Source organism: Mycobacterium sp. Panama NTM2, assembly GCF_054355555.1.
The window spans coordinates 4,933,664-4,957,820 of the sequence record NZ_CM135953.1 but is presented as its reverse complement, the minus strand read 5'-3'; the positions used below and the strand labels follow the sequence as shown (position 1 = coordinate 4,957,820).

The following is a 24,157-nucleotide window of genomic DNA, read 5'->3' as shown; positions in this document are numbered from 1 at the left end:
CGCCGGGGCGTCCCAAGATTTTTCCAAGCCCGTCCCGTGATCGTTGTCTCACTCGTCGCGGACACCGGGACGGCACGGTCGACAATCCGGCCGCGCCACCGATCGGGGGACGGCACGACCGGTGCCCGACGAGCAGGCCGCTGATGCGAGGGGACTCATGCGGCCGCCCGGCCGGGTCCGGGGTCTTCGGCGGAGTACGTGCGCCGAGACTCCGGGTCCGGCCACCCGGTCAGCCGAGGACGGCGCGCGCCCGCACCACGTCGGGCAGGGTGCAGTCCGCGGGAAGCCGGGTCAGTGCGTCGGCGAGCTGGGGACGGGCAGGCTCGCCGCGGAGGTCGACGTCGTCGAGCGCGGCCCGCAGCTCGTAGAGCGGCGCACCCTGGTGTCGGGCGAGCGCCATCGCCACTCCCAGATCCGCGGCGCTGGTGTCGGGGTCGGTGTGCGTCTTGGCGCGCGCCCTCAGCAACTCCGCGTCGAAGAAGTGCATCTGGGTCTCCTCGGCGATCTGCAGCGCTGCATCGATACGGTCGCGGGCGTCGTCGAGACGGCCGGCCGCGATCAGCAGTTGGCCGATCACGCAGTCGTATTGGGTTTGATAGGCGTACAGCCCGAGGGATCGCCAGAAGTCGGTGAACCCGGTGAGCGCATCGATCTGCGCCGACAGCTCGTGCGCGGGCCGGGCTGCGCGCAATGACATCTCGGCCGCGACGGTGGCCTGCCCCAGCGTCGAGCCCAGCGCGTGCCAGAAGTCGATGCCGTAGCGCTCGGCCCGCTCGACCATGTCGGACACCACCCGCTCGGCGCGATCGAGGTCGCCGCTCTCCCGGCGCAGCCAGATCTCGATGTGGTTGGCGTACGCCTGGTTGTAGGGACCCCACGGGAACGCCAGTTCGTCCCCCCGATTCTCGGCCTTCGCCATCGCGAGTTCCGCGGCCGCCTGCTCACCTCGCAGCACGTGGTAGATCGAGAGGTGCTCGTAGGCCAGCGCGACCACGTCCCAGGGGATGAACCACAGCTCCTGCATGCTGTTCTGACCCTCGGCGTCGAAGCCGGCGCTGGCCTCCTCGAAATACCTACGCGCCTGGTCGAATTCGCCGCGCAGGAACATCACCATGCCCTGCACGCAGGCGATGGCCGGGTTCCACACCCGGCGCCGCTCGTCGGGAGTCTCCTGCAGCGCCTCCGCCAGCTGGTGTGCGCGGCGCAGATCGGATTTGTTGATGTAGTAGCTGCTCACCGCGAGCAGCGTCCCGATCACCTGATCGTCGTGCAGATCCGAACCGACGATCTGCAGGCTTCGCTCCAGATCCTCAGCCACTGAAGGGCTTTGGTAACCCTCGGCGGTGGAGGTGAGGAACCCGCGCTCGAGCCGCGGCTCGATCTCCAGGCGGTCGCGATCACGCCCGGGCTGGCAGAGCTCCAGCTGGGCCAGCGACCGCGTCAGGTACGTGCGGGCTTCCTCCAGCGCACCGCGCCGGCGTGCGGTGGCCGACGCCTCGCGATACGCCCCGGCGGCGTCGGCGTGCCGCTCGGCCTGCTCGTAGTGGGCGGCGACCAGACGCCAGTCCGGCTCCCCGGCCGCGCCGGCGACCAGGACGTCGGCGGTCCGGCCGTGCAACGCCCGGCGCACGCTCGGCGGCGCCAGTTCAGCGGCCACCTCCCGCAGCAGCTCGTGGCGGAACTTCCACACGTCGGGCCCGTGCGGCTCGAACACCTTGGCGTCCTCGAGCTCGTCGATCACGTCGTCGACCTTGTCCTCGCTCAGCGCCGACACCGCGATGAGCAGGGAACGATCCACCTGCCTGCCGATCACCGCCGCCGCCTCGACGACCGGCACGACATCGGGAACGGCGAGCAGCCTGGCGAACAGCGGCTCGTAGAGAGAATCGGGCACGGTGGAAGCTGCTGCGCCCGAGTCGGATTCGAGTCCGTTGACCACCTGCTCGATGTAGTACGGCACACCGCCGCAGCGCGCCCGCACCGCCGCACACTGCTCGGGCGCGATCCGCGGATCGAGGGCCAACACCAGCTCGTCGGTCTGTTCGTCGGACAGCGGCGACAGGTCGAAGACCTTGGCGGGCCACTGCGCACCGAGCCAATTGCCTTCGCGACCGGTGATCACCACCAGCAGCCGGCCGTCGGTCGCCGCGAGCACACTGCCCAGCAGGTCGAGCGTGGACCTGTCGAACCAATGGGCGTCCTCGGCCAGGAGCAGGCCGGGCCGGCCGCCGAACACGGCGAACAGATAGTTCTTCATGGCCGCCGCGATGAGTTCGGCCAGTTTGCGGCCCTCCGCTTGCGGTGGCGCATAGCCGAGAGCGGCATCGAGACCCAGAATCGGTGCGAGCAAACCGATCTCGGTCCCGGGGTCGAGGCCGAGCGCGAGTAGCTCGGCCTCCAGCAGGTGCAGGCGGCGGACCGGCTCGGTGACCCGGGTAATGCCGCAGCGGCGCTCCAGCAGCAGTCGCGCCGGATGCAGGCCCACGTCGGCGTGCACGGGGGAGCCGACGAGTTCGATGGCGGTGGCGTTGTCCCGGGTCACCAGCTCGGTGGCCGCCGCGGCGAGCCGGCTCTTGCCGATGCCCGCCTCGCCGCGGAACACCACAGCCGGCACCGTCAGCGTGCCCGCCTGTGCGCGCCGCCAACTCTTCTCCAACCGGCTGAACTCGCGGTCCCGTCCCACCAGCGGACCCATCGGTGCGGTCGTGGTGTAGGCGCGCTCGCCGAGGACGCGGAACGGATTGAGCACCTCCGCCGAGCCTGGCATCGCCGCCGACGGCATCCGTTCCAGATCGAACGCGTTGCGCACCAATGGTTCCACCGAGTGCGACACCGCCACCCCGCCGGTCGGCGCCAGGGCCGACACCTGCGCGGCGAGGCTGACCGCCAGGCCGTACACGTCGTCCTGGTCGCTGTCGAGATAGACCGGCCCGCGGTGCACACCGATGCGGACGTCGACACCCGCACCGAATCGGCGCCTCGCCTGCTCGCTGAGCCGTTCCACGTCGCGCGCGATGTCGAGCCCCGCCTGGACCGCGCGGCGCACGTCGTCGTCATGGGCGTTCGGATAACCGAACACCACCAGCAGGCCGTCGGCCTTGGAGGAGGCGACGTGACCCTCGTAGCGGTCGGCGACCTGCCGCACGAGGTCGCGGAAACGGCTGACCAGGAGGCGGTGGGTCTCCGGCTCCACACGCAGCGCCAGCTCGGTGGCATCGACGAGGTCGGCCGAGATCATGGTCAGGCGGCGGATCTCGCCCCGATCGGTGGGCGCTCGCAACAGGTCCTCGGCCTCGGCGTTGCGGTGGTCGACGGCCAGGACCTGGTCGGCCAGCGCGGACGCCTTGACCCGGTCACCGCTGTTGACGGCGGCGACCGCCCGGTCCAGGAGATCGTCGATGGAGTCGCCCGTGCGCGTGAGGTCCAGGCCGCCCTCGCTCGTCTCCTGCCCGCCGGGCTCACCGCCCAGAAGCGTCGCGGCCATGTCGCCGTCCGCGCCGGGCGGGTTCGCCGTCACCGACACCCGCACCGGGGTGGACGCGGCGCTGTCGAGCGCGCGGCTCGCCGCTTCGGCGAGCTCCAGCGCGGTCTGGTACCGATCGTCGGGGTTCTTGGCCATGCCTGTGGCGATGACGGCGTCGAACGCGGCCGGGATGTACGGGGTCATCGTCGACGGCATCGGCGGTGGCGCGGTCAGATGCGCCATCATCTGCTCCTCGACACTCTGGCCGGGGAACGGTGTCCTGCCCGTCAGGCATTGCGCCAGAACGCATGTCAGCGAGTACACATCGGACCGCACGTCGCTGATCCCGTTGCGGAACCGTTCGGGCGCCATGTACGGCAGGGTGCCGACGATGTGCGCGGAGTTGGTCAGGCCGGTGTCGGTCACGGCCCGTGCCACGCCGAAATCGATCAGGTAGGCGAAGTCATAACGGGCGATGAGGATGTTGGACGGCTTTACGTCGCGGTGCACCAGCCCGGCCTGATGCGCGGCGTCGAGCGCCATCGCGACCTGCTCGACGATCACCACCGCCCGGCCCGGGACGAGCACCCCACTGCCGAGCAACGTCTGCAGGTCACAGCCGTCGATCAGCCGCATGTCCACGTACAGCCGACCGTCCACCTCGCCGTAGTTGTGGATCGGCACCACGTGGGGCTCGGTCAGTCGGGCGGCGGCGTGCGCCTCACGGCGGAAGCGCTGCAGGTAGAGCTCGTCCTCGGCCCACTGGGCGGGCAGCAGTTTGAGCGCCACCACGCGGTCGGTCACCGTGTCGTGGGCGCGCCACACCTCGCCCATGCCGCCACGGCCCAGCACCTCGATCAACCGGTACCGACCGAAGGGAGTCCCCTCCATCGAACCTCCCCCCGCACAACCAGCAACCCCCGCGATGCTGTCACATTATGCCGCCTCGGTCGGAGCGCGACCGGTTCGGCGCAGCTTGTCGAGGGCGTCGCGACCGTGGCTCAGGCGCCTGCCGACGGTCCTCGCGAGGCCAGCATCACCTGCGGGCTGAGGCAGCCGCCGCGCAGTTCCACACGCATGTCCGGATCGGCGTGACGGGCGAGTGCGCGCAGCGCCGACGGGCTGTAGGTCCGCAGCGAGCTGATCACGCCGTCGTGGGCGAACGGCAGGAACGGTGCCAGCGGCAGCATCGTCGCCAACCGGGCCAGGTGAAGCGGCGTCGGCGGGCGGGGCAGATCGATGATCAGCAGTGTGGTGGCCACGCGGGTGCCCTCGGCGAGGACCCTCGCGGCGGCGGTCGGCGGCAGGTGGTGGAACGCCAGGGCGAACACCGCGAGGTCGTAGGCGCCGTCGGCGGCGTCGAGCGCGGTGGCGTCCATCTGTGCGACGGTGGCGCGGGGGTGCGCGCCGAGCTCGGCTTCGATGGTCGCGACGGATTCGGGTTCGACGTCGGTGACGGTGACGCGGGCCGACGGATGCCATTCGAGCAGCCGGCGGGACAAGGCACCATGGCCCGCCCCCAGCTCGAGGATGCGCGGGTCGGGGATGTCGGCGACCTGCTCGAGCGCGATCGTGGCGAATCGGTCGTGATTGCCGAACACGTCGCCGGTCCAGTCCAGCGCGCGGATCACGCTGCGCTTGACCTTCGGGTCGACGTCATCGCGGTCCAGGTACTCCTGGCGGTCGGTCTCCAGCAGGCGGTCCAGGCAGGAGGCCTTCGGACCGCCGCGTGGCATGTTCACCAGGCCCGCCGGCGGGGCGGGGCGGTTCAGGGCCCCACCTGGAACGGCACGACAGGCGGCAGGCCGCCACCGGGCATGGTGAACAGTTCGGGCATCTGCGGGCGCTCCGTGGGAACCTTCGCGCCGTCGCGGTACACGAGTGTCCCGGTGTAGACGCCGTTGTCGTAATCGTCGTAGTAGAAGCTGCCTGCGACGATGTACTGGCATTCGGCACGGGTCGCGGTCACGGGCACGAAGACGCCGCCGTACTCGGGAGACTCGCACCCGGCCCGGGGATCGGCGGGTGGGGGAGCGGGCTGAGCGAGCGCGGGCCCGCTGAACAGGAGCGGCGCGGCCGCAGCGGTGGCGATGAGACCGGCGAGACCGTAGCGGCGGGATCGAGCGTTGATGAGCGGCACCTTTCCGTCGCGTCTTCGCACTCTAGCGCGACCCGGCGGGGCGTTCGGTCGATCAGCTGGGTCTGGTGGTCCATCATGGACCGATGGCCGACTTCGTCGCTGCAATCGACCAGGGCACCACCAGCACCCGGTGCATGATCTTCGACCATGACGGCGCCGAGGTGGGTCGTCACCAACTCGAACACGAACAGATCCTGCCCCGCGCCGGCTGGGTCGAACACAACCCCGTGGAGATCTGGGAGCGCACCGGCTCGGTGCTGGCGACGGCACTGAACAAGACGAACCTGTCGACCGGCGACCTCGCGGCGCTCGGGATCACCAACCAGCGTGAGACCTCACTGGTCTGGAACCGCAAAACAGGACGGCCGTACCACAATGCGATCGTCTGGCAGGACACCCGCACCGACCGCATCGCCTCGGCCCTGGACCGCGACGAGCGCGGTGACATCATCCGCCGCAAGGCCGGGCTGCCGCCGGCCACCTACTTCGCCGGCGGCAAGGTGCAGTGGATCCTCGACAACGTCGACGGGGTGCGGGAGGACGCCGAGAAGGGCGACGCGATCTTCGGCACCACGGACACCTGGGTGCTGTGGAACCTCACCGGTGGGCACCGGGGCGGAGTGCACGTCACCGATGTCACCAACGCCAGTCGCACGATGCTGATGAACCTGGAGACACTCGACTGGGACGACGAGTTGCTGTCGTTCTTCGGGATTCCGCGTCAGATGCTGCCCGAGATCCGGCCGTCGTCGGTGACCGAACCGTTCGGCACCACCCGTGACACCGGCCCGGCCGACGGCGAGATCCCGATCACCGGCATCCTGGGCGACCAGCAGGCGGCGATGGTCGGGCAGGTCTGCCTCGCTGAAGGCGAAGCCAAGAACACCTATGGCACAGGCAATTTCCTGCTCCTCAACACCGGGGAGAAGATCGTCCGCTCCGACAACGGGCTACTGACCACGGTCTGCTACCAGTTCGGTGACGCGAAACCCGTGTACGCGCTGGAGGGTTCGATCGCGGTGACCGGTTCGGCCGTGCAGTGGCTGCGCGACCAACTCGGCATCATCAGCGGCGCCTCGCAGAGCGAGTCCCTGGCCCGTCAAGTCGAAGACAACGGTGGCGTGTACTTCGTGCCCGCGTTCTCGGGTCTCTTCGCGCCGTACTGGCGTTCGGATGCGCGCGGCGCGATCGTCGGGCTCTCCCGCTACAACACGAACGCACATGTGGCGCGCGCGACGCTCGAGGCGATCTGCTACCAGAGCCGCGACGTCGTCGACGCGATGGAGGCCGACTCCGGCGTGCACCTCGAGGTACTCAAGGTCGACGGCGGCATCACGGCCAACGACCTGTGCATGCAGATCCAGGCCGACGTGCTCGGCGTCGACGTCGTCAAGCCCGTCGTCGCCGAGACCACCGCTCTGGGCGCGGCCTATGCCGCCGGGCTGGGCGTCGGGTTCTGGGACGGCGCCGACGACCTGCGCGCGAATTGGCAAGAGGACAAGCGCTGGTCGCCGGACTGGTCCGATGAGCAGCGCGCCTCCGGCTACGAAGGATGGCAGAAGGCCGTCTCGCGCACGCTGGACTGGGTGGACGTGGACTAGCTGCGCTAGTTGTCGCCGGCCGCGACCAGCGAGCGCAGCGTGACGTCCGGGTTCTCCCGCGCCACGTTCTCCAGCCGCCACTTCGTGGAGAACACCGCCAGCAGAACGCCGTCGGTGCGGGTGAACACCTCGACCGAGGCCAGCTTCTGCAGCACCTCGGCGCCCTCGTCGTCGGTGATCCGAGCGACGGTGTAGCCCAACGGTTCCAGCGTGATCGGGGCGCCGAATTCGGCGGCCATCCGGTGGCTGGCCACCTCGAACTGCATCGGCCCGACCGCGGCGAGCACCGGGGCCTGCTCGCCGCGCCGGTCCGAGCGCAGCACCTGCACCACGCCCTCCTGGTCCAGCTGCTCGATGCCTTTGCGGAACTGCTTGTGCTTACTCGGATCCTTGCCGCGCGCGACCGAGAAGTATTCGGGGGAGAAGCTCGGAATCGGCGGATACACCACGGGCACATCGGAATACAGCGTGTCGCCGGGACGCAGGGCTTGGGCGTTCGCGAGACCGATGACATCGCCGGGCCACGCGGTCTCCAGCGTGGAGCGCTGCTGACCGAACACCGTCTGCGCGTACTTGGTGACGAACGGCTTGCCCGTCGACGCGTGGGTGAGCACGTCACCGCGTTCGAAGGTGCCCGAACACACTCGCGCATAAGCGATCCGGTCCCGGTGCGCCGAATCCATGCCGGCCTGCACCTTGAACACGAACGCGCTGAACGGGGCCGTCGCCTCGCGGCGGTTGCCGTCGGCGTCGAGCGCGCCCGCCGGTGGCGGGGCGAGTTCGGACAGCACGTCGAGAAGCTGGTTCACCCCGAAATTGAGGGCCGCGGAGGTGAACAGCACCGGGCTCGACGTGCAGTCCCGGAAGGTCTCGGGATCAAAATCGGCGTCGTCGGCACTGAGCAGCTCCGACTCCTCGACCGCGGTGTCCCAGTCCACGCCCGCGGCGTCGTGCGCCTGCTCGGCGGCGATGTGCTCCTCAGGCGCGGCGGTCGCGCCGCCCGCGGTCCGGGTGAAGCGAATGTAGGTACCGGTGCGCCGGTCCAAGACACCCTTGAAGTCGCCGGCGATGCCGACGGGCCACGTCAGCGGCGTCGGCTTGAGTCCGATGCGGGTCTGGATCTCGTCGATCAACTCCAGTGCGTGCCGGCCCGGACGGTCCCACTTGTTGATCACCGTGATGATCGGGATGCGGCGGTGACGGCACACCTGGAACAGCTTGAGTGTCTGCGGTTCCAGACCCTTGGCCGCGTCGATCAGCATCACCGCCGAGTCGACGGCGGTCAGCACGCGGTAGGTGTCCTCGGAGAAGTCGGCGTGGCCCGGGGTGTCGAGCAGGTTGATCACGCAGGTGTCCCCGGTCTTGGTGACGTAGGGGAACTGCAGCGCCGTCGAGGTGATCGAGATGCCCCGTGCCTTCTCCATCTCCATCCAGTCCGAGACGGTGGAGCGGCGGCCGGCCTTGCCGTGGATGGCACCGGCCTCGGTGATGGCTTTGGCGTGCAGAACCAGCGCTTCGGTCAGGGTGGACTTGCCGGCGTCGGGGTGACTAATGACGGCGAAGGTCCGTCTGCGCTGCGCTTCCGCCGACAACTGGTCGGGTCGAGACCCGGCGGTACTGGTCGTCATGATGACGTCGATGGTATTGCCGCCGGCGGCCAAACGAAGAATCCCCGGCCCGGCCTCACACGGCGGCGTCGAGCGCCTGCTTGGTCTCCTCGTCGAGCTCGATGTCGGCGACCGCGGTGTTCTCCTCCAGGTGCGCCACCGACGAAGTCCCCGGGATCAGCAGCACGTTGGGGGCGACGCTCAGCGTCCACGCCAGCGCGATCTGCGCCGGGGTGCGGCCCAGCTTCTCCGCTTCGGCCCGCACCGCGGGATGCCCGAGCACGGGGTTGTCGGCGGTGAAAGCCGACCCCAGCGGGAAGAACGGTACGAACGAGATGCCCCGTTCGGTGCACAGGTCGAGCAGCGGCTGGGACGTGCGGTCGACGAGGTTGTAGGCGTTCTGCACGGTGACGATGTCGGTCTTGTCCAACGCGATCCGCAGGTGCTCTTCGGACACGCTGCTCAACCCGATGCCCTCGATCAGGCCCTCGTCGCGGGCGGCGATCATCGTGTCGAGCTGGCGGGGGAACAGGTCTTTGTCGACGGGGTCGACCCTGGTGGGATCCCCGGAGTGGATGCGCAGGTTGACCGCCGCGATGCGGTCGGTGCCCAGGGTCTGGAGGTTCTGCTCGATGTCGGCACGCAGCTCGTCGGGCTGCTGGGCGGAGTTCCAGTTGCCCGCCTCGTCGCGGCGCGCGCCGACCTTGCTGACCAGGGCCAGGTTCTCCGGGTACGGGTGCAGCGCCTCGCGGATCAGCTCGTTGGCGACCTTCGGACCGTAGAACTCGGCGGTGTCGATGTGGTTGATGCCCAGTTCCAGGGCGTGTCTGAGGACTCTGATCGCCTCGTCGTGGTCCCGGGGCGGGCCCATCACGCCCGGTCCGGGCAGCTGCATGGCACCGAATCCGACGCGGCCGACGACGTGGTTGGCGAGGCTGAAAGTCTGCATGGTGACTAGTGACGCAGAACCGGCGCGGTTTCATCCCGAGTTCGGGAAAGAAACCGCGCCGGTCTCGGCACTCAGATGTCGCGCTCAGTCCTCGCTGAGGACCTGATAGATCTCCCGGCGCGCATTGTTGACGATCTCGACGATGCGCTGCTGCTGCTCACCGGTGGCGGCGTGCGCGGACTGCGCGACCGCGCCCATCAGCTGGCCGATGGCGGTGCGCAGGCCCATGGCGGCCGGATCGGCACCCGAGGTGATCTCGTCCCACGGCGGGGTCTCGATCTTCTCGGCGGCGGCGCGACCCTCGTCGGTCAGCTCGAACAGCTTCTTGCTGCCTTCGCTTTCGGTCGCCACCAGTAGACCTTCGTCGACCAGCAGCTGCAGCGTGGGGTACACCGAACCGGGGCTCGGCTTCCACAGTTGCTGGCTGCGCGCGTCGATCTCCTGGATCATCTCGTAGCCGTGCATCGGCCGCTCCGCGAGCAGAGCGAGGATCGCGGCGCGCACATCGCCGCGTCGGCCGCGACCGCCACCGCGGCGTCCGCCGCCGCGCCCGCCGGCGCCGAAGCCGAACGGTCCGGGGCCGAAACCGGGGCCGAAGCCCGGGCCGAACCCGGGGCCGCCGGGCCCGGGGGCGAAGGGGCCGAATCCGAAGCCGGCCTGGCCCCGGTGATCGCGCACGTGCTCGCGGAGGTGGTCGCGGAATTCGCGTCGCGCCTGGCGCCGATGCTCGTGCAGCGCGCGGCGGTCGTGGGGACGGAACCCGAAATCAGGACCGAAACTCGGGCCGGGCTCGGGAGGGGTGAATGGGGTGTTCATGTCGTGTCCTTACGTCGTGGGGAGCGCGGTGATGCGCTCCGATGCATTGACGATATATCGGAAACTATCGCGATGCAACGGTCACTTTCTGAGATGAGGTGGCAGGCTGGTCGGATGACAGACACCGACAGCGAGGCGCCCGTCGACGTGTTCCGCACCGGCAACTACGCGCCCGTGCCCGACGAACTCACCGCTTTCGACCTGCCCGTCGAGGGCGCCATTCCCCCTGAGCTGACGGGCTGGTACCTGCGCAACGGCCCCAACCCGCGCGCCGACGGCGGGCACTGGTTCACCGGGGACGGCATGGTGCACGGCGTGCGCATCGAAGGCGGCCGGGCGGCCTGGTATCGCAACCGCTGGGTGCGCACCGAGAGCTTCGAGGAGCCGTTCGGCGTCTACAACCCCGACGGCAGCCGCAACCTGCGCTCCAGTGTCGCCAACACCCACGTCGTCAACCACGCGGGCAAGACTCTGGCGCTCGTGGAATCCTCACTGCCCTACGAGATCACCAACGACCTGCGCACCGTCGGCGCCTACGACTTCGGCGGCAAGCTCGTCGACGCGATGACCGCCCACCCGAAGATCTGCCCGACCACCGGCGAGCTCCACTTCGGCTACGGAAATCTGCTCGGCCCCAACGTCACCTATCATCGCGCCGACGCCTCCGGTGACCTGGTGATCAACCGCCCCGTCGAGCTGCCCGCGATGACGATGATGCACGACTTCGCGTTGACCGCCAATCACGTTGTCTTCATGGATCTTCCGGTGGTGTTCAATCTGGAAGCGGCGATGCGGGGCAGTATGCCGTTCCGCTGGGACGACGATTACGGAGCTCGGTTGGGTGTCCTGCGGCGTGACGATCCGTTCGGTCCGATCCGCTGGTTCGACATCGACCCGTGCTACGTGTTCCACGTCGTCAACGCCCACGACACTGCCGACGGACTTGTCCTGCAGGCGGTGCGATATGCCGAACTGTGGCGCGATAGCAGTGATTTCGGTCCGAAGGCGGTGATGTGGACGTGGACGATCGACATGCTGCGCGGCACCGTCGCCGAGGCGCAGCTCGACGACCGGGCCGTGGAGTTCCCGCGGATCGACGACCGGCTGGTGACGCTGCCGGCCCGGTACTCGGTGACGGTCGCCGGGGCGAGTCTGGTCCGCCACGACCTCGTCACCGGCGCCGCGCAGGAGCACCGATTCGGCACCGCCGCCTCACCCGGAGGTCCGGGCGAGGCGGTGTTCGTGCCCGCCGACGGTCCGGCCGACGAGAGCAGCGGTTGGTACCTGGCCTATGTGTACGACGCCGAGCGAGACGGCAGTGATCTTGTCATCATCGACGCCGCCGACTTCACCGGTCAGCCGATCGCGAGAATTGGACTGCCGCAACGGGTTCCCTACGGATTCCACGGCAACTGGATCCCCGGCTGAGTCAGCTCGCGGCCGCGCGGTGCTGCTGCGGGCTCACACCGTGCACGCGCTTGAACGCGGTGCTCAGCGCGAACGGGCTGCCGTAGCCGACCTGGTGGGCCACCGCGGCGACCGTGGCGCCGGAGCGCAGCAGATCGGCGGCCAGTGCGAGCCGCCACCCGGTCAGGAACGCCATAGGTGGCTCGCCGACCAGATCGGTGAACCGGCGAGCGAACGCAGCCCGCGAGCACCCGACCGCGGTGGCCAATCGTGCGACCGTCCACGGGTGAGAAGGGTTGCGGTACATCAATTTCAGGGCGGGGCCGATCATCGCGTCATGCTCGGCCCGCCACCACGTCGGCGCTGCGCCGCCGCGGTCGAACCAGGTGCGAACCGCGGAGATCAGCAGGAGATCGAGCAGCCGGTCCAGATACGCTTCCTGGCCGGGCCCGTCGCGTCCGGCCTCGTCCGAGAGCAACGTCACCAGCGACGCGTCGGCCGCCACCACGGCCACCGGTGGCAAGGCGTCGAGCAGTCGGGCGCTGACCATGCTGTGGCCCTCGTAGGCGCCGATCACCGACCGGCAGGCGCCGGTGCCCCTGTTGCCCCACGTGCGCACCCCGAGCGACATCTCGAAACGCAGGTCGTCCCCGGACACGGTCGTGCAGTGCTGGCCGGGATGGATGACGATCGTCGGCCGGGTGTCGGCGTCGTCGGCGAAGACGTAGGGCTGCGTGCCGCGGGTCAGTGCCAGGTGCCCGTCGGTCAGTTCGATCGGCCGGCCGTCGGCGGGGACGATCACCGCGCGCCCGTGAGTCTGGCAGATGACGGTCAACGGCGCCTCGTCGCACACGCGCATCGCCCACGGCGGGTCCAGCCGCATCCGCAACATGAAGGCGCCTCGGGCGCGGATACCGTCCAGCAGGCCGGCGAGAGCGTCCATGAAGTCACCGTAGACGCTCGATGATGTTGCTGCGTGTTTCAGCTATGGATCGTCTTGCAGAGGCAGGGTGGACTGGACCCCATGACCACCAGTGCCCTCACCATCGTCTCGTCCGCTTCCGCCGTGGCCAGTGCCGCGGCGGGCGGCATGATGTTCGTGTTCTCGACGTTCGTGATGGCCGGCCTCGATCGCGCCGGCCCGGAGAACGCCGTCGCGGCGATGAAGGGCATCAACGCCGCAGCGCAGACCAGTGGGATGTTCCTGCTCGCGTATTTCGGCGCCGCGCTGTTGGCGCTCGCGATGGGGGTGACGGCGGTGGTGGCCTCGCCGCCCGGTCGGGGATGGTTGCTGGCCGGCGCCGCGTTCGGCGTGGCGGGCGCGATCGTCACCGTGGCGGCCAACGTACCTCTCAACGACGGGCTCGACGCCGCCGCCGTTACGCCCGATGTGTGGCGGGCCTACCTGGTGAGTTGGACCTCGTGGAATCACGTGCGGACGGTCACGAGCCTGGTGGCCGCGGTGCTGACGATGGTCGGCGTGGTGCGTCAGTAGGGGTTGGGCGCGGGTGGCTGCAGGCGCTGCACGGCCCGGCGATGCCGCTCGGCGAGAACCGCGGCGAGCACCTGGCCGGCCGGCGTGCCCGGCGGGGGTGGCGGGGAGACCTGTGCGACCACCTCACCGGTGATGCGGCCGGCCATCTCGTCGCGCACCCGGGGATCCAGCTGGTGCGCGCGATTCAGATACTGCCTTGCCATCTCGGCGGTTTCGGGCCGCAGCGCGGACAGCTCGAGCGCCGACGCCCAGGGTGCGAGCTGCGGCGGCATCATCGGGGGCGGTGCCATCCGGGGGCCGCGTTCGGTGATCACGACCGTGCCGGCGAAGATGTCGCCGATCCGTTTGCCCTGCGGTGAGACCAGACTGCAGATCACCGCGGGTCCGCCGGTCAGCATCCAGATCTCCAGCACTCCGGAGAGCGCGCGAAACAACGCCTGGCGGAACCGTTCTGGACTGCCGTCGTCAGACACCACGCGCAGACCCATCGCCATCTTGCCCAGCGACCTGCCCCGGGTCGCGGTCTCGAAGATCAACGGATACCCCACCAGGGCGAGCACGGTGAACACGATGAGCACCGCATCGGAGAGCGCGGAATCCCACTGCGAGAGCGTCAATGCCCACAGCAGTACACCGAGAACGTAGAAGATGACCACGACCACGACATCGATCACCGTCGACACGACGCGCACCGGCAACTGGGCGATCTGGATGTCGAGGACGACCGCGTCACCGGTCACCACCTGCGGGCTGGCCATGCTGCCACGCTACTAAAGTCGGCGGGGTGGATGTCGACGCGTTCGTGCTGGCGCACCGGCCGGCCTGGGATCGCCTCGACCATCTGGTGAAGCGGCGCAGGCGGCTCACCGGTGCCGAAGCCGACGAACTGGTGGAGCTCTACCAGCGGGTGTCGACGCACCTGTCGATGGTGCGGTCATCGTCGGCGGACGCGGTGCTCGTCGGCAAGCTCTCCAGCCTGGTGGCACGGGCACGCTCCGTCGTCACATCCGCGCACGCCCCGCTGTGGCGGGAGTTCGTGCGCTTCTGGACGGTGTCGTTCCCCGTCGTCGCGTATCGCTCCTGGCGGTGGTGGGCGGGTACCGCGATCGCGTTCTTCGCCGTGTCGGCGGTGTTGGCGGTATGGGTCGCCGGCACCCCCGAGGTGCAGGCCACGATCGGCACACCGCGGGAGATCGAGCAGCTGGTCAACACGGAGTTCGCGGCCTACTACAGCGAGCACCCGGCGGCGTCGTTCGCGTTCAGCGTCTGGACCAACAACGCGTGGATCGCCGCGCAGTGCGTGGTCGCGGCGATCCTGCTCGGAATCCCCATCCCGTACATCCTCTTTCAGAACGCGCTCAACTTCGGGGTGCTCGCGGGCGTGATGTTCGGCGCCGGCCGCGGCGACGTCTTCCTCGGGCTGATCACCCCGCACGGGTTGATCGAACTGACCGCGGTGTTCCTGGCGGCGGCCGCGGGCATGCGGCTGGGCTGGTCTGTGGTGGCGCCGGGGGACCGGCCGCGTGCGCAAGTCCTCGCCGAACAAGGCCGGGCGGTGATCTCGGTGGCGATCGGGCTGGTCGCGGTGCTGGCGATCGCGGGGCTGATCGAGGCCTTCGTCACGCCGTCGCCGCTGCCCACGTTCCTGCGGATCGCGATCGGGGTGGCCGCGGAGGCCTGCTTCCTCGGCTATGTCGGGTACTTCGGGCGTCGCGCCGTGCGCCGCGGGGAGACCGGGGACATCGACGACGCACCCGACTACGTCCCGACGGGCTGACTTTGTTCCGGCGAGCAGACTTTGTTCCGGCGAGCAGACGCGAACTCGAGCTCTTTTGGGCGTGTCTCACGCGAGTTTGCGACTGTTCGCGGGGATGTGGCGGTCCAGATGTGCGGCGATCCGCTCGACGAGTTTCCGGGGATACATCCGCACGTCGGCGGCCACGATCGGAATGACCGTCCACCCGAGCTGTTGAATCGCGGCAAAACGTGCACGATCGCGGAGCATCTCGAGCCGTCCGGCGTGCCATTCGACACTCTCGTACTCCGCAACCACACCGGCGTCGGGCCAGGCGAAATCGACGCGCCAATTGTCGATCTGGTACTGCAACTCCGGCAGGGGGAGACCGCCGTCGATCATCACCAGGCGGGCCTCGCTCTCCATCGGCGATTCGGCGCGGCCGTCGGCGACGGGTGCCAGCGCGCGCACCGCGACGATGCCGCGGCGGCCTTTCTGCTCGGTGATCGCTTGCTCGATCTCGCGGGGCGTGCACCATCCCGAGTGCAGGGCCGCGTCGAGAGTGGCCAGTGCGCGGGGCCGGGGCAGCATGCGAGCGGTCTCGACCGCGGTCCATGCCGGAGCGGTCGCGAGCCTGCCGTTGACACGCTTCAGCGGTGCGCCTAGACGCTGGTGCACCATGAGACCGAGGGTCGGCCGCAGGCGAATGCCGGGGTCGAGCACATGCAGCGTCGTGGTGCCCTCGGTGTCGAAGCCGTAGAGCGCGGCCGCGGTCCCCAGGCATGCGACAGCGGGCTGACCCAGGTGGTGATCGAGTACGGCGAGTCGGCCCGCGCGGTCGGGGAGCGCCCTGCCGTACATGCCATGCCGAACGCGGATGAGTTCACCCCGCTTCGCCAGGTGATCGAGCCGGCCGCGGGTGATGACAGTGAGAAGCGTTGCGGTGTCGACGAAATCTCCGTGGCGAATGAACAGGTCCGCGAGCGCCGGTTGCATGCCGCGATCGTGCGGCCGGCACGACGGGGGTGTGGCGCACCAATCGGTGCATCTGGGGATGAATGCGTGTCTGGGGATGACTTTTGTTGCGCGACCAGACACAAACTCGAGCCGACACGCCGCGGAAAAGCTCGAGTTCGTGTCTGCTCGCCGAAAGAGGGTGAGCCCTACAGGCGGCCGGTGGCCTTCATCGCCAGGTAGTGATCGGCCAGCGCCGGCGCCAGGTCCTCCGGCGGTGCGTCGACGACGTCGACACCGCGGCTGCGCAACCGCGATGCGATGTCGCGCCGCTCGCCTCGGGCCCGCTCGGCCGCCGCGGCGTCGTACACCTCGACCGCATCCGCCCGACCCGCCGCGAGCGCGTCGACCCGCGGGTCGGACACCGCAGCCAGCAGCACCTGATGCTTGGCCGTCAGCTGCCCGAGCACACCCATCAGCCCCTCGTCGATCGCGGCGGCGTTCAGATCCGTCAACAGCACGACCAGCGCCCGCCGCCGCACCCGCCGCAGCACCGCCGCCACCATCGCGCGCGCGTCGGACTCCACCAGCGCCGGCTCCAACGGCGCCATCGCCTCGACGAGCCGAGCCAGCAGCTCGCTGCGCGACGCGGTGAACACACCGGCCCGGGTGACGCGATCGTGTGCCAGGAAGTCGACATGATCACCTGCGCGAGACGCCAGCGCCGCCAGCAGCAGCGCGGCATCCATCGACCAGTCCAGCCGCGGCCAGCCGACCGGCTCGGCCGCCGCGGGATCGACACCGACGCGGCCCGCCGACGTCCGCCCGGTGTCCAGCACGATCACCACCCGCCGATCCCGCTCGGGACGCCACGTGCGCACCACCACGTCGGCGCGCCGGGCAGTCGCACGCCAGTCGATCGACCGGACGTCGTCGCCGACGACGTACTCGCGCAGCGAATCGAACTCACTGCCCTGGCCGCGGATCAACGCCGGTGTCGCACCCTCGAGTTCACGCAACCGCGCGAGCCGCGACGGCAGGTGCTTGCGTGAGAGGAACGGCGGCAGGACGCGGACGTCGTCCTCGACGCGGTGCGAGCCCTGCCGGCCCGCCAGCCCCAGCGGGCCGAGCGAGCGGGCGGTGACGGGACCGGACACCTGATCGCCGCGACGAACCGGGTTCAGCGTCGTGGTCACCGAAACCTGCGCTCCGTCAGCAAGATCGATCGCGTGGGTGCGTGGTGTCGCGGCCGCGCTGGGCGCCCAGGCGTCCCGCACCACCCCCCGGAAGCGGGACCGCCCACGGTTGGTGATGCGCAGGGTCGTCTCGACCGGCTGGCCGAGCCGCGCCGATCGAGTCCCGCTGCGCATGAACTCGAGTGCGCGCGGGTTGCCCGCCAGCGCGACGTCGACGAGTACGGCGGCGCACAACAGAGCCGACAAGGCCACGAAAGTAAGTGCAGGAGAGGGTGACAACCCGACCGGCACTGCGCACACCGCCGCGACCAGCCCCGTGCGCCCGGTCAGGATCACCAGCGGGGTACCGGTACCGCGGAGAGGATGCCCTCGAGAACACCGTCGGCGCTGGCACCTTCCAGCTCGGCTTCCGGTCGCAGAGCCACCCGGTGCCGCAGCGTCGGGCGAGCCATCGCCTTCACGTCGTCGGGGGTCACGTAGCTGCGGCCCGACAGCCACGCCCAGGACCGGGCCGTGGCCATCAGCGCCGTGGCCCCGCGCGGCGAGACGCCCAGCTTCAACGACGGCGAATGCCTTGTGGCACCGACGATGTCGACGATGTAGCCGAGCACCTCGTCGGCGACCAGCACCCGCCGGACCGCCTCCCGGCCCGCGGCCAACTCCGCCGGTCCCGCGACGGCCCGCACGGCGGACAGATCCCGCGGATCGAACCCGCGGGCGTGGCGATCCAGGATCGCGATCTCCTGATCCCGGGGCGGCAGCGGGATGTCGAGCTTGAGCAGGAACCGGTCCAGCTGCGCTTCGGGCAGTTGATAGGTGCCCTCGTACTCGATCGGGTTCTGTGTCGCGGCCACGATGAACGGGTCGGGCAGCGCTCGTGGATCGCCGTCGACGCTGACCTGGCGCTCCTCCATCGCCTCCAACAGGGCGGCCTGCGTCTTGGGTGGCGTGCGGTTGACCTCGTCGGCCAGAAGCAGATTCGTGAACACGGGACCGGCGCGGAAGGTGAACTCGGCCGTGCGGGCGTCGTAGACCAGCGAACCGGTGACGTCACCGGGCATCAGGTCCGGCGTGAACTGAACCCGCTTGAACTCCAGTTGCAACGCCGCCGCCAAGCTGCGCACCAGCAGCGTCTTCGCGACGCCAGGAACCCCCTCGAGCAGGACGTGGCCGCGGCACAGCAGCGCGACCACGAGACCGCTGACCACCGCGTCCTGGCCGACGACGACCTTGCCGATCTCGGTGCGCAGAGCCATCAGCGCAGCGCGGGCCCCCTGCTCGGAGTGGTCTGTGGTGCTCGGCTGTGTCACGACTGCGCGACCTGCCTTTCGATGTCGTCGAGTGCGCGGGCCAGAGCCACCAGCTCGGTGTCGTCCTCCGGTGGCTGCCCGTACAGGATATGGGCGAGGGCCTGCGGGTCCTGTCCGCAGCGTCGGGCCAGGGCCGCGACGACGTCCCCCGGGACGGCGTCGGGTCGCAGGCCCAGCCGGGGCAGCAGACGTTGTCGGGTCGAGGTGCGCAGCGCGTCGGCCGCGCGATCGCGTGCGCGCCGCGACCGATACAGCCGGCCACGGCCCTCCACGGTCTCCGAGGCGCGCACGACCACCGGCAGAGGTTCGGCCACCAACGGGCCCACGCGCCGGCCGCGCCACAGCGCCAGCAGGGCGACGGCCACGACGAGCTGAAGCACCATCCAGACGACCTGATCGGGGATCAGGTCGATGATGTCGGCATCGCCTGTCGAGGCGGTGCCCTCGCCGCGTTGCGGCGCATACCAGATCACCGTGTTGCGCGTACCGGTCAGATTCATCGCCAGCGCGGCGTTGCCCTCCTCGAGCAGAGCGGAATTCGTCAGGAAGCTCGCGTCGCCGAGCACGGTGACGGTTCGTCCCGCGTCGTCGTATCGGGCCAACGCTCCGCCGTAACAGCGGGTCACGGGGGTGGGCCCGGCCGGTTCGAAGGTGTCGGCCACCCCGAACTGGACGGACCCTGCGCGCTGCGCCTCGCGCAGATCGCATCCCGGTGTCAGGCCGCCGAATTCGGTCGCGTCACTGCTGCGCACCGCCGGCGCCAGCGCCTCGCGGGTCTTGCCGATCGGCGCCAGGAGAAGCCGGTCGCCGGGCAGAGCCGCGAGCCGGCGCAGCTGGTCGTCGTCGTAGAGCCAGAACGTCTGGCCTGCGACCAGCAGCGTGTCCGGGCGCGCTGCGCGCTCGACGTCGGCCACCGAGTCGGCGACGACGACGTCGATTCCGTTGTCGCGCAGCAGAGTGATCAACGCCCGGGTACCGTCGGGGGACGTCGACGCGGGCTCGAGGGGTCCGCCGGGGCGAGGCGATGTCAGCCAGGTGCTCAGTGTCGCGATCGCGACGATGGCGACGAGCGCGAGCAGGACCCAGCGCCAGGTCTTCCATCGCTGCCCGAGCGTGGGGCCGATCGCGGTGGTCATCGCACCGGGGCCCAGGGAGGCTGCGCCGGAGGTGCCTGCGCCGCGGTGGCCGCCGGCCGCCGGCCCAGCGCATCGTCGAGGGCACTCACCATCCGATACTGCTCTTCGGTGCCGGCCACGTCACCGTAGCTGACGTCGTTGAAAGCACCTGCGGCGGAGTCGAAGTGGGAGGCCAGTTCGGGTAGCGAGTGTCCCGCGGCGTGGGCCAGTTCGGTGGCCGTCCGGCCGGGTGCCGCGCCCAGCACCTCGTCGTCCTCCAGCTGCCGGGCCACGGCACGCAACCGGTGCTGGATCGCCGGGGTCCATTCACCGTGTGCCGCATGACGTTGCGCGGTGGCCCGGTGTTCGGCGGCGCTGAGGACGTGACCGGTGAACAACGCGTCGGTCTCGGTTGTGCTGGTGCGCATGGCTCGTCGCGCGATTCGGATCACGACCACGACAGCGACGATGCTCAGCAGTACCAGGATCGTCACCGTCAGCCAGCCACCCGGCAGCGCTGCCGCTTCGGCGGTGATGCGGTACAGCAGGCGATCCAGCCAGGCGAGGAACTGGTCGGTCAGCGACGGCCGGGGATAGATCGCTTTGGACAGTTCGTTCTGTGCCGCGTCCCGGGCTGCGTCGCCGTCGATGTCGATCGGGGCCACGTCACCGCCGGCCGGTCAACCACAGATCGTCGGTGGAGTGCGGCGCTGTCGGCGTCTGCACGGCGCCGGTCTGCAGCACGAGGTCGAACGCCTCGGCGCGGATACGGCGATCGGTGTACTGCAGCACCACGATTCCCGCGTTGAACGGGCCGGTGATGATCTGCCCGATCGCGCCGCCGACGGCGATGATGACCAGCGCGACCATCGCCGCGGACACGCTGCCCCCGGTGCTCAGCAGGACCTGCCCGCCGAAGCTGAACGGGATCGCGACGGCCCCGGCGACCAGCTGCGCGACCAGGACCGCGAGCAGGCGGATGCCCAGCACGCGCCAGAAGTCACCGCGGATCAAGGCGAACGACCGCTTGACGGCCGAGACGATGTCGCGGCGCTCCAGCACGATGGCGGCCGGGGTGAACGACAGCATCGTCCCGACGTAGAAGAGCCCGGCCACCAGCGCCAGCCCCAGCGGCACGGCGACCGCGAAGGCCGCCCACCCGTTGACGAACACCCCGACCGAGACGACGATCGCCACGACGATGCCGATGGCCACCACCGCGCCGATCGCCTCGAGCACCGTGAAGCCGAGCAAGGCCCACAACCTCGGCTTCAGCCGGTGCCACGCCTCGGCGATCGTGATGTTCGCGCCGAAGATCGCCCGGCCGATGACCACGGTGAGCAATCCGCTCAGCAGAATCGTCGAGAGCGCGGTCGCCACTGCAGCGGTGAAACTCGACAGCAGTGAGGCGATGCCCGCGCCGGTCTCGAACATCGTGGCGCCGGTGGCGGCGCTGTCGATCGCCTGCTCCACGTCGCCGCTCAGGGCCAGCGGCCACAACGACAGGATGAGGGCCACCACCTGCGCGGCGACCACCACGATCGTCGTCAATCCCAGCGTGGCCTTGGGGTTGGCCCGCATGTAGGCGAATGCCCCGTTGAACATGTCCGACAGCGTCAGCGGCCGCAGCGGCACGATGCCCGGACGCAGCACGGGTGGCGGGCCCCAGCCCGACGGTCCGAAGCCCGGCGGCGGCCCGTAGCCCGGCGGGGGACCGTACCCGGGCGGCGGGCCGTAACCCGGCGGCGGGCCGTAACCCGGAGGTGGACCCCACCCCGGAGGGGGACCGTACCCGGGTGGTGGGCCGGCAGGAGTGTTCCAGCCCGGGGCCGCCCCGTAGCCGCCGGCGTCGTAGGTCATGATCACCATCTTGTCGAGCGTGCCGGGTCTTGACAACGCGGCCCCCCGCCCGCGCGGCTCGTTTCGGCACGGGCGTCCCGGGTACTCCCGCGGCATGACCCGTTTCGGCTACACCCTGATGACCGAGCAGAGTGGACCCAAAGACCTTGTCCGCTATGCAGTTTCGGCAGAGCAGGCCGGTTTCGACTTCGAAGTCTCCAGCGACCACTATTTCCCCTGGCTGGCCTCGCAGGGCCACGCGCCGTATGCCTGGACGGTGCTCGGAGCGGTGGCGCATGCGACCGAACGTGTCGAGTTGATGACGTATGTGACCTGTCCGACGATCCGGTATCACCCGGCGGTCGTCGCGCAGAAGGCTGCCACGCTGCAGATCCTGGCCGACGGCCGCTTCACCCTCGGCGTCGGCTCCGGAGAGAACCTCAACGAGCACATCGTCGGGCAGCGCTGGCCGACCGTCGCGCGCCGTCAGGACATGTTGCGCGAGGCGATCCAGATCATCCGGGAACTGCACACCGGTGAGCTCGTCGACTGGAAAGGCGAGTATTTCGAGGTCGATTCGGCTCGGATCTGGGATGTGCCCGAGGTACCGGTGCCGATCGCTGCAGCCGTCTCCGGAGACCGCTCGGTGGAGAACTTCGCCCCGCTGGCCGACCATCTGATCGCCGTCGAGCCGAAAAAGGACCTCGTCGACGCCTGGCACGACGCCCGTCGCGCCACCGGATTGCCCGGCGACGTGCGGGTGATCGGACAGATCCCGATCAGCTGGGACCCCGACCGTGACGCCGCGATCGAACGGGCCCACGACCAGTTCCGCTGGTTCGCAGGCGGTTGGGCGGTCAACGCCGACCTGCCCACCACGATGGGCTTCGACGGGGCCACCCAGTTCGTCCGTCCGGAGGACACCGCGGACTCGATCCCGTGCGGACCGGACCTCGACGCGATCGTCGACGCCGTCTCCGAGTACTGGAAAGCCGGGTTCACCGACATCGCGCTGGTCCAGGTGGGCGGCGACACCCAGGACGCATTCCTGAGCGAGGCGGCGGGGCCGCTGCTCGAGAAACTGCGCACTGCGGCGGCGTGAGGAGGCAACGATGACACGCGGTAGCGGAATCTACGACGATGACGAGGGTTCGACGGCCGACCGGGCGCGCGACACCGAGAAGGACCCGGACCGCGACACCCCGGACGTCGACAAGGACAGCGGAGAGCCGACCGCCTAACGCGTCGCGACCGGATCGTGGCGGCGCTTGGTCTCCAGGCGGTACCACGTCCACCAGAACAGCAACGCCGACGCGATCGACCCCGCCGCGGCGAGCCACTGCGAGCTGAGGAACAGCCGCCACGATGTCGGTTCGTCGTCGACGTGCGCAGCGACGGCGTGCAACATCTGTATACCGCCGAGGCCCAGGCATGCTGCCCCGATGACGCCCACCGCGACGACGAACACGGTGCGCAGGACGAAGCGCTGCGGGCTGGGGGACACCACGGCGCGAATCCGTCCGGTGCGCGAGAGCAGCAGCGCGGCCAGGCACGCCACCGCCAGCGCGACCGCGTCCGCGGCCAGCGTGTCGGACAGCCGGTGCGCCTGGATGATCACCGTGTAGGCCCCGATGCCGACCGCCCACGTCAACGTCAGGAACATCGCGATGCCGCGAAACCGGTAGGGCATCACGATCATCGTCGCGAACAACAGGCACATCGCGGCTGTGGTGTGCCCGCTGGGCAGCGTGTTCTCCGCGAACTGTCCGTCGATCGCGGTCAGGTCGGGCCGGGACAACACGTGGTACTTCAGGATCTGCGTGACCGCCTGGCCGCCGAGGATCACCCCCACCCCGGCCACCGCGAGCCACACCTGGCGCCGCAGCAGGCCGATCGCGGCGACGAGCACCGTGGCGGCGATCTGCGAACCCACCGTGATGGTGTGAAACGCCCGCAGGGCGACCCGGTGCAGCTCGGGGTCGACCTGATCGGCACCGCGCAGCGCCGCGTCCTCGAGCCGCTGACCCAGCGTGGTCTGGACGGCCAGCAGATACACCGCGACGAGGACCAGAAGCGCCACGACAAGCACGACGGCCCACTGCCGGCGCGCCCGCCGCAGCCGGTCGTCGCCGACGTCGGCGATCCGCCGTCGTGCCCTCGTCACCGGCCATCCCCCTGTCGGCTCGACCCCAGAGACAGGAAACGCCCAAACCGGCAATCGGTTTGGGCGTCTTGCTGTCGGGGTGGCGGGATTCGAACCCACGACCTCTTCGTCCCGAACGAAGCACGCTACCAAGCTGCGCCACACCCCGTGTGAAGCCACGACAGCGTATCGCACGGCCCTGGGGTGAAGCCAAACGCATGACACGCCGCGGGATGGAATGGGTATGTCAGTGGCGTTGTGCACACTGACGAACAGCGACAATCGAAACGAGGCAGGTCATGACCGGACTGGGTGCATCGCTCTACCTGGGCTTCTTCGCGCTGGCAGCGCTGTGGCTGTTCCTGACCTCCGACGGGCCCCTGTCGC

Annotated in this window: 21 protein-coding genes and 1 tRNA gene; 6 read left to right on the top strand and 16 right to left on the bottom strand. The window is 69.7% G+C overall.

What is annotated here, in order from left to right:
- Positions 1-229 precede the first annotated feature (229 nt).
- From ACXYX3_RS23750 to ACXYX3_RS23740, 3 genes are all read right to left on the bottom strand, one after another.
- Positions 230-4,354, bottom strand: a complete 4,125-nt coding sequence (locus tag ACXYX3_RS23750) for a serine/threonine-protein kinase (RefSeq protein ID WP_458609249.1) — start codon at positions 4,352-4,354, stop codon at positions 230-232.
- A gap of 110 nt (positions 4,355-4,464) precedes the next feature.
- A complete protein-coding gene (locus tag ACXYX3_RS23745; RefSeq protein ID WP_458609248.1) occupies positions 4,465-5,199 on the bottom strand; it encodes a class I SAM-dependent methyltransferase in 735 nt (244 codons plus the stop codon).
- Positions 5,200-5,231: 32 nt separating this feature from the next.
- Positions 5,232-5,603, bottom strand: coding sequence for a hypothetical protein (locus ACXYX3_RS23740; RefSeq protein WP_458609247.1), 372 nt, complete (start codon positions 5,601-5,603; stop codon positions 5,232-5,234).
- Positions 5,604-5,686: 83 nt separating this feature from the next.
- On the opposite strand from ACXYX3_RS23740, the gene glpK reads away from it, so the two are divergent.
- Positions 5,687-7,204, top strand: coding sequence for a glycerol kinase GlpK (gene glpK, locus ACXYX3_RS23735; protein ID WP_458609245.1), 1,518 nt, complete (start codon positions 5,687-5,689; stop codon positions 7,202-7,204).
- 5 nt (positions 7,205-7,209) lie between these two features.
- Here glpK and ACXYX3_RS23730 read toward each other — a convergent pair whose 3' ends face one another.
- From ACXYX3_RS23730 to ACXYX3_RS23720, 3 genes are all read right to left on the bottom strand, one after another.
- Complete coding sequence (locus ACXYX3_RS23730) at positions 7,210-8,832, bottom strand: peptide chain release factor 3 (RefSeq protein WP_458609244.1); 1,623 nt, start codon at positions 8,830-8,832, stop codon at positions 7,210-7,212.
- Between the two features lie 55 nt (positions 8,833-8,887).
- Complete coding sequence (locus ACXYX3_RS23725) at positions 8,888-9,760, bottom strand: oxidoreductase (RefSeq protein ID WP_458609242.1); 873 nt, start codon at positions 9,758-9,760, stop codon at positions 8,888-8,890.
- A gap of 84 nt (positions 9,761-9,844) precedes the next feature.
- A complete protein-coding gene (locus tag ACXYX3_RS23720; RefSeq protein WP_458609241.1) occupies positions 9,845-10,576 on the bottom strand; it encodes a PadR family transcriptional regulator in 732 nt (243 codons plus the stop codon).
- Between the two features lie 114 nt (positions 10,577-10,690).
- Between ACXYX3_RS23720 and ACXYX3_RS23715 the strand changes: the two genes are divergently transcribed.
- The gene (locus tag ACXYX3_RS23715; protein ID WP_458609240.1) at positions 10,691-12,004 is read left to right on the top strand and encodes a carotenoid oxygenase family protein; all 1,314 of its coding nucleotides are present in this window, start codon (positions 10,691-10,693) and stop codon (positions 12,002-12,004) included.
- Position 12,005: 1 nt separating this feature from the next.
- Here ACXYX3_RS23715 and ACXYX3_RS23710 read toward each other — a convergent pair whose 3' ends face one another.
- Positions 12,006-12,926 carry an AraC family transcriptional regulator gene (locus tag ACXYX3_RS23710; RefSeq protein WP_458609239.1) on the bottom strand — a complete coding sequence of 307 codons (921 nt, stop codon included), beginning with the start codon at positions 12,924-12,926 and terminating at the stop codon, positions 12,006-12,008.
- 81 nt (positions 12,927-13,007) lie between these two features.
- Between ACXYX3_RS23710 and ACXYX3_RS23705 the strand changes: the two genes are divergently transcribed.
- Positions 13,008-13,478, top strand: coding sequence for an anthrone oxygenase family protein (locus ACXYX3_RS23705; protein WP_458609238.1), 471 nt, complete (start codon positions 13,008-13,010; stop codon positions 13,476-13,478).
- Here the strand turns inward: ACXYX3_RS23705 and ACXYX3_RS23700 are convergent.
- The gene (locus ACXYX3_RS23700; RefSeq protein ID WP_458609237.1) at positions 13,472-14,236 is read right to left on the bottom strand and encodes an RDD family protein; all 765 of its coding nucleotides are present in this window, start codon (positions 14,234-14,236) and stop codon (positions 13,472-13,474) included. The two genes, ACXYX3_RS23705 and ACXYX3_RS23700, sit on opposite strands and share 7 nt — an antisense overlap.
- Positions 14,237-14,262: 26 nt before the next feature.
- Between ACXYX3_RS23700 and ACXYX3_RS23695 the strand changes: the two genes are divergently transcribed.
- Positions 14,263-15,255 (top strand): stage II sporulation protein M, encoded by a 993-nt coding sequence (locus ACXYX3_RS23695; protein WP_241204634.1) that lies wholly within the window; start codon positions 14,263-14,265, stop codon positions 15,253-15,255.
- A gap of 66 nt (positions 15,256-15,321) precedes the next feature.
- Here the strand turns inward: ACXYX3_RS23695 and ACXYX3_RS23690 are convergent, their stop codons facing one another.
- From ACXYX3_RS23690 to ACXYX3_RS23665, 6 genes are all read right to left on the bottom strand, one after another.
- A complete protein-coding gene (locus ACXYX3_RS23690; protein WP_458609236.1) occupies positions 15,322-16,209 on the bottom strand; it encodes a hypothetical protein in 888 nt (295 codons plus the stop codon).
- Positions 16,210-16,376: 167 nt separating this feature from the next.
- Positions 16,377-17,699, bottom strand: coding sequence for a DUF58 domain-containing protein (locus ACXYX3_RS23685; RefSeq protein WP_458609235.1), 1,323 nt, complete (start codon positions 17,697-17,699; stop codon positions 16,377-16,379).
- The gene (locus ACXYX3_RS23680) at positions 17,696-18,619 is read right to left on the bottom strand and encodes an AAA family ATPase (RefSeq protein ID WP_458612204.1); all 924 of its coding nucleotides are present in this window, start codon (positions 18,617-18,619) and stop codon (positions 17,696-17,698) included. The genes ACXYX3_RS23685 and ACXYX3_RS23680 overlap by 4 nt, the downstream gene beginning before the upstream one ends.
- A gap of 50 nt (positions 18,620-18,669) precedes the next feature.
- Positions 18,670-19,809, bottom strand: a complete 1,140-nt coding sequence (locus ACXYX3_RS23675; RefSeq protein ID WP_458609234.1) for a DUF4350 domain-containing protein — start codon at positions 19,807-19,809, stop codon at positions 18,670-18,672.
- The gene (locus ACXYX3_RS23670; protein WP_458609233.1) at positions 19,806-20,453 is read right to left on the bottom strand and encodes a DUF4129 domain-containing protein; all 648 of its coding nucleotides are present in this window, start codon (positions 20,451-20,453) and stop codon (positions 19,806-19,808) included. Before ACXYX3_RS23670 ends, ACXYX3_RS23675 begins: the two co-directional genes overlap by 4 nt.
- 1 nt (position 20,454) lies before the next feature.
- Positions 20,455-21,648 (bottom strand): DUF7847 domain-containing protein, encoded by a 1,194-nt coding sequence (locus tag ACXYX3_RS23665; RefSeq protein WP_458612203.1) that lies wholly within the window; start codon positions 21,646-21,648, stop codon positions 20,455-20,457.
- A gap of 94 nt (positions 21,649-21,742) precedes the next feature.
- On the opposite strand from ACXYX3_RS23665, the gene ACXYX3_RS23660 reads away from it, so the two are divergent.
- Positions 21,743-22,729 carry an LLM class F420-dependent oxidoreductase gene (locus tag ACXYX3_RS23660; RefSeq protein ID WP_458609232.1) on the top strand — a complete coding sequence of 329 codons (987 nt, stop codon included), beginning with the start codon at positions 21,743-21,745 and terminating at the stop codon, positions 22,727-22,729.
- A 10-nt stretch (positions 22,730-22,739) separates the two neighbouring features.
- Entirely contained in the window at positions 22,740-22,868 is a 129-nt protein-coding gene (locus ACXYX3_RS23655) for a hypothetical protein (protein WP_255730277.1), read from the top strand.
- Here ACXYX3_RS23655 and ACXYX3_RS23650 read toward each other — a convergent pair.
- Both ACXYX3_RS23650 and ACXYX3_RS23645 read right to left on the bottom strand, forming a co-directional pair.
- Positions 22,865-23,791 (bottom strand): phosphatase PAP2 family protein, encoded by a 927-nt coding sequence (locus ACXYX3_RS23650; protein ID WP_458609231.1) that lies wholly within the window; start codon positions 23,789-23,791, stop codon positions 22,865-22,867. The genes ACXYX3_RS23655 and ACXYX3_RS23650 overlap by 4 nt on opposite strands.
- A gap of 74 nt (positions 23,792-23,865) precedes the next feature.
- Positions 23,866-23,939: transfer RNA gene (locus ACXYX3_RS23645), tRNA-Pro, on the bottom strand.
- Between the last annotated feature and the right edge of the window lie 218 nt (positions 23,940-24,157).